Below are 5,280 nucleotides of genomic sequence, written 5' to 3' on the forward strand. Positions count from 1 at the left end.
CTCTTTAAGAGTTGCGCATNGGGGTGGGGGCCGGGCGGGGCGGCGGGGTGGGTGGGGGAGGAACTCGCCGACCCGGTGCGGCGGTCGCACTCGGGTCGGCGAGACCTGGCGCCCATCCCGGCGGATGCCGGTGGGATCGATGCAGGGCGCCAGGTGCCATGTGCCCGGCGCGCCTATTGTCCTAAACGGATCAACGCGCCGTTGCGGGGGTGGGCAGGATCAGGTGCAGGCTGCGCCGTTGAGGCGTACGTTGCTCGGAGCCGGTGAGGACGGGCCGGTGGCGGTGAAGCCGATGACCACCGTGGCGCCCGCCGGCAGTGAGGTGTTCCAGGTCGGTGCGGCGGCCGTGAACGTGGTGCCGCTCTGGGTGACGGTCGCGTTCCAGCCGTTGGTCAGCGCGACCCCGCTCGGCACGGTCCAGGTCACCGTCCACGGATTGACGGCACTGCCGCTCGTATTGGTCACCCGCACCTCGGCCTGGTAGCCGCCCTGCCACGAGTTCGTGATCACGACGGCCTTCGTGCACGCCCCGGTGCCGGAACTGGGCGAGGCCGACGGCGACGGTGGCCGCGAGGGGGAGACCGACGGCGACGGCGACGGCGGCCGGGACGGGGATGCCGACGGCGACGGGCCGGGTGTGGTCGGGTTCGGGTTGCCCGACGGCGGGTTCAGGTACGGCTGGAGGATGTTGTACTTCGTCTGGTTGATCGAGTACCAGTCGTCCAGCGCGATGCCGCCGGTGTCACCGGAGTTCGGGTTCCACGACCAGTACGTGAACGACAGCCCGTTGTCGCCGATGTAGGCCATCAGCTTGGTCAGCCACTGCGTGTCCAGCGGGTTGGCCAGCGTGCTGCCGAACTCGCCGACCAGGATCGGGGCGACGTTCTGCTTGGCCAGCTTGCCCCAGAAGAAGTCCCAGACCGCGGGCAAGTTGTTCGGGAAGTTCGGGTCGTTGAACCACTTCTGCCGGTCGTACACCGAGATGCCGTACTCGTGCGGGGAGTAGACGAGCCGGTTGGCGACGTTCAGGCGTACCGGCTTGTCGATCGCGGCGGACAGGTTGCCGCCCCACCAGTCGCAGGCCATCGGGTCGTCGGGGATGTTGTCCCACTCGTTGGCGACGCCGCCGGACAGGCAGCTCACACCCTCGACGAAGACCAGCCAGTTCGAGTTGGCGGCGAGCACCGCGTTGCCGATGCGCTCGGCGGCCAGCCGCCAGTCCCGGGCCTGCACGTCGCAGCCCCAGCAGGCGCCGGTCGCGTTGGGCTCGGTGCCCTCGGCGTGCGGCTCGTTGAACAGGTCGGCCCCGATCACCGTCGGGTTGCCCGCATACCGCTGCGCCAGCATCACCCAGTCGGCGATCATGCTGGCCTCGGAGACCGCTGCGGTGTACCAGAGCGGGGTCTGCCCGGCCGCGGTCGGCCGGTGCCGGTCCAGGATGACCCGCATGCCTTTGGTGCCCGCGTACGCGACGACCTTGTCGAGGATCTGCAGCGGCGAGTTGCCGACCAGGTCCGGGTTGGTGAAGTCGTTGATGCCGGTGGCGACCGCCCCGGCCCTGAGCGCGTCGCCGGAGTACGGCACGCGCAGGGTGTTGAAGCCCAGCGAGGCCATCCGGTCGAGCTGGCCCTTCCAGGTGGCGGGGGCGTTGGCCCACAGGCCGTGGAAGGTCTTGTTGTCGGTCTCCATGCCGAACCAGTTGATGCCGGTCAGGCGTACCGTGCGGCCGGTGCTGTCGACGATGTTGCGGCCGCTGGTGCGCAGGTAGCCGGTGCCGGTGTCGGCGCTGGCGGGTCCGGCGGAGAACGTGATCGCCACGAGGGCGGTGGCCGCGGCGGCGAGTGCGGCGGCCAGGGCCGCGGTGAACGCGGTCGTGCGGGTCTTCCAACGCATTCCGGGTGTGCTCCATCCATGACGGACGTGCGGGATCGGGAAATGCGTGCCTGCCCTGGCTCCGGGTACATCGTGCACCGCCGATGGCGTACACAGCAAGGGGGCGGCTGCTCGCGCGACCGCCCCCTCGAAAATCAGTGCGTCAGCTGGACTTCTCGGCCAGCGCCAAACTGATCAGCTTGATTTCTCGGCCAAGGCCAAGAAATTCTTCTTGCCGGCCAGGGCCTGCTCGGCCTCCTTGATGCGCTTGGCGTCGCCGGCGGCCTGCGCCCGCTCCAGCCGCGCCTGCGCCTCGGCGACCTGCTCGCGCATCTGCTTGAGCAGCGGGTTCGCCGACGGCTCGGTACGCCGCCAGGCGGCGTCCATCGCGTCGCGCACCTTGTCCTCGATGGCGCGCATGCGGCGGTCGAGACCGGCCACGTTCTCGCGGGGCACCCGGCCGGTGTCGTGCCACTGGCCCTGGATCTCGCGCAGCGCGTTCTGCGCGGCCTTCGGGTCGGCGTCCACGTCGATGGCCTCGGCCTGGGCCAGCAGCTCCTGACGGCGGGTCAGGGCGGCCTTCTGCTCGTTGTCACGAGCCGAGAAGACCTCGCTGCGGCGCGTGAAGAACGCGTCCTGCGCGGCGCGGAACCGGTCCCACAGCTTCTGCTCGGCCTCCTTGGAGGCGCGCGGCGCGGCCTTCCAGTCGGCCATGAGCTCCTTGAGCCGGGCCGCGGTGGCCGCCCAGTCGGTGGACTCGGCCAGCGTCTCCGCCTCGGCGACCAGGTCGTCCTTGGCGGTCTGGGCCTGCTTGCGGGCGGCGTCGAGGGTGGCGAAGTGGCCACCGCGGCGGCGGGTGAAGCTGTCCCGGGCGACCGAGAAGCGCTTCCACAGGTCACCGTCGGTCTTCTTGTCGACCCCGCGAATGGTCTTCCACTCGTCGAGGATCTCCTTGAACCGGTCGCCGGTCGCCTTCCAGCTGGTGGACTCGGCGGCGAGCTTCTCCGCCTCCTCGACCAGGCCGGTCTTGCGGGCCACGGCCTCGACCCGGGCGGCGTCGCGGGCGGCCTTGGCCTCGCCCGCCTTCTCCTCGGCGAGCGTCGTCAGCCGGTCCAGCCGTGCGGACAGGCCGTCGATGTCGCCGACGACGTGCGCCTCGTCCATGCCGGCGCGCAGCCGCTTGACCGTGGTCAGGGTCTGCGAGGCGTCAGCGGCCCCGGACTTGAGGCGGGTCTCGATCAGGTCGACCTCGGTGACGAGATCCTCGTACCGGCGGACGAAGTGCGCCAGCCCCTCTTCCGGGGTGCCGGCCTGCCATGATCCGACGGCGCGCTCGCCCGCAGCCGACTTCACCCAGACCGTGCCGTCCGCGTCCACCCGGCCATACGATGCCCAGTCGCTCATGATGTGCCCATCCTCGTTCTTCCCGACCGAACCTCGCCATCACGTGCGAGGTCGCCGCCATAGCGCAGTTGACCCGCGTTCCACCGGGGAGAGTAGTTCGTCTCTCCTTCAGCATTGTCACAGGTCCGGCTGGACGCGCGGCGCGCGCCCAGGACAAGGTGACCTTACGGGGTCCGCGCCGATGCCGCACCTGCTCCGCCCCGCAGTGCAGGGCACGATCCGATTACGGTTGTCCCGTGCGGGTGAAGCAGGCAGGTGCGAAAACGGACGCAACGGTGGTCGCGGTAGTCGGTCCCACCGCCGCGGGAAAGTCGGCGCTGTCCCTCGCCCTGGCTGACACCTTAGGCGGTGAAGTCGTCAACTGCGACTCCATGCAGTTCTACCAGGGCATGGACATCGGCACCGCCAAGCTCACCGTCGCCGAGCGGCAGGGCGTGCCACACCACCTGCTGGACATCTGGCCGGTCACCGAGCCCGCCAGCGTGGCGGAGTACCAGCGGCTGGCCCGCGCGGCGATCGACGACATCCAGGCCCGCGGCAAGGTCGCGCTGCTGGTCGGCGGATCCGGCCTCTACCAGCGGGCGGTGCTCGAGGACTTCTCGTTCCCGGGCACCGATCCCGACGTGCGGGCGCGGCTGGAGGCCGAACTGGCCGAGGTCGGCCCCGGCCCGCTGCACGAGCGGCTGCGCGCGGCCGACCCGGTCGCCGCCGACAAGATCCTTTCAAGCAACGGCCGGCGTATCGTGCGCGCCCTGGAGGTGATCGAGCTCACCGGGCAGCCGTTCACCGCCTCGCTGCCCGACCCCGTGCCGGTGTACCCGGTGCTGCAGCTCGCCGTGGACCGCGCCGACCTCGACGTGCGCGTCGCGCAGCGGGTGGCGAAGATGTGGGCCGACGGGCTGGTCGACGAGGTGCGCGGGCTGCTGCCGCAAGGGCTCGCGGGCAGCCTGACCGCGTCCCGGGCGCTCGGTTACCAGCAGGTCCTGGCGTACCTCGACGGCAGGTGCGCCGAGCAGCAGGCCCACGACGACACGGTCACCGGGACACGGCGCTTCGTCCGGCGCCAGCGCTCGTGGCTGCGCCGTGACCCCTCGGTACGCTGGCTCGACGGCGCGGCCCCCGACCTGGTGGCCCAGGCGCTGCGGATGGTGAGGGAGACGCCGTGAAGTTCACCAAGGGACACGGCACCGGCAACGACTTCGTGATCATCGAGGATCTCGAAGGCACCGTCGAGCTGACGCCCGCCCTGGTCGCGGCCCTGTGCGACCGGCGTTTCGGCATCGGCGGCGACGGCGTGCTGCGGGTGCAGCCCTCGGCCGACCCGGCCGCCGTCTACTTCATGGACTACTGGAACTCCGACGGCTCGCTGTCGGAGATGTGCGGCAACGGCGTACGCGTCTTCGCCCGCTACCTGCACACCACCGGCCTGGCCGGCGACGAGATCCCGCTGTCCACGCGCGGGGGCCTGCGCACCGCGTACGTCGAGGGGGACCTGGTCCGGGTCGACATGGCCGCCCCCGCGCTGCTCGGCGAGTCGACGGCCGTGATCGACGGGGTGAGCTACCCCGGACTGGCGATCTCCATGGGCAACCCGCACCTGGTCTGCGACGTGCCCGCCGACGTGGCCGCGGCCGTCGACCTGTCCCGTGCCCCCGACACCGACCCGGTGCTGTTCCCGGCCGGGGTCAACGTCGAGTTCTCGGTCAAGCTGGGCGAGGACCACCGGCGCATGCGCGTCTACGAGCGAGGCTCCGGCGAGACGATGTCCTGCGGCACCGGCGCGACCGCCGTCGGCGTCGCCGCCCTGCACACCAGCGGCCGTCCCACCGGCACCATCACCGTCGACGTCCCCGGCGGCCGCCTCGAGGTAACCCGCGACCCCCACACCTCCTGGCTCGCCGGCCCCGCCGTCCTCACCTACACCGGCGAACTCGACCCCACCACCCTCACCCCCCGCCCCTAACCCCCTCACCTCCCCCCACCCGCGCGGCCAAGCCACCCCGC

At 71.2% G+C, this 5,280-nt stretch carries 4 protein-coding genes; 2 read left to right on the forward strand and 2 right to left on the reverse strand.

The genetic code is table 11. From position 1 onward, the window contains the following. Nucleotides 1–219: 219 nt before the first annotated feature. Together HAV40_RS37810 and HAV40_RS37815 are read right to left on the reverse strand one after the other, a co-directional pair. Nucleotides 220–1,893: a cellulase family glycosylhydrolase gene (locus HAV40_RS37810; RefSeq protein ID WP_166389134.1), complete on the reverse strand. Its 1,674-nt coding sequence runs from the start codon at nt 1,891–1,893 to the stop codon at nt 220–222. 174 nt (nt 1,894–2,067) lie between these two features. Continuing rightward, a complete protein-coding gene (locus HAV40_RS37815; RefSeq protein ID WP_166389135.1) occupies nt 2,068–3,276 on the reverse strand; it encodes a DUF349 domain-containing protein in 1,209 nt (402 codons plus the stop codon). Nucleotides 3,277–3,512: 236 nt separating this feature from the next. Here HAV40_RS37815 and miaA point away from each other — a divergent pair, with 236 nt between their 5' ends. After that, nucleotides 3,513–4,442 (forward strand): tRNA (adenosine(37)-N6)-dimethylallyltransferase MiaA, encoded by a 930-nt coding sequence (gene miaA / locus HAV40_RS37820; protein WP_239086923.1) that lies wholly within the window; start codon nt 3,513–3,515, stop codon nt 4,440–4,442. Beyond that, nucleotides 4,439–5,239, forward strand: a complete 801-nt coding sequence (gene dapF, locus HAV40_RS37825) for a diaminopimelate epimerase (protein ID WP_166389137.1) — start codon at nt 4,439–4,441, stop codon at nt 5,237–5,239. The genes miaA and dapF overlap by 4 nt, the downstream gene beginning before the upstream one ends. The last annotated feature ends 41 nt before the right edge of the window (nt 5,240–5,280 follow it).

The organism is Catellatospora methionotrophica (genome assembly GCF_011297335.1).
GTDB classification, from domain to species: domain Bacteria; phylum Actinomycetota; class Actinomycetes; order Mycobacteriales; family Micromonosporaceae; genus Catellatospora; species Catellatospora methionotrophica.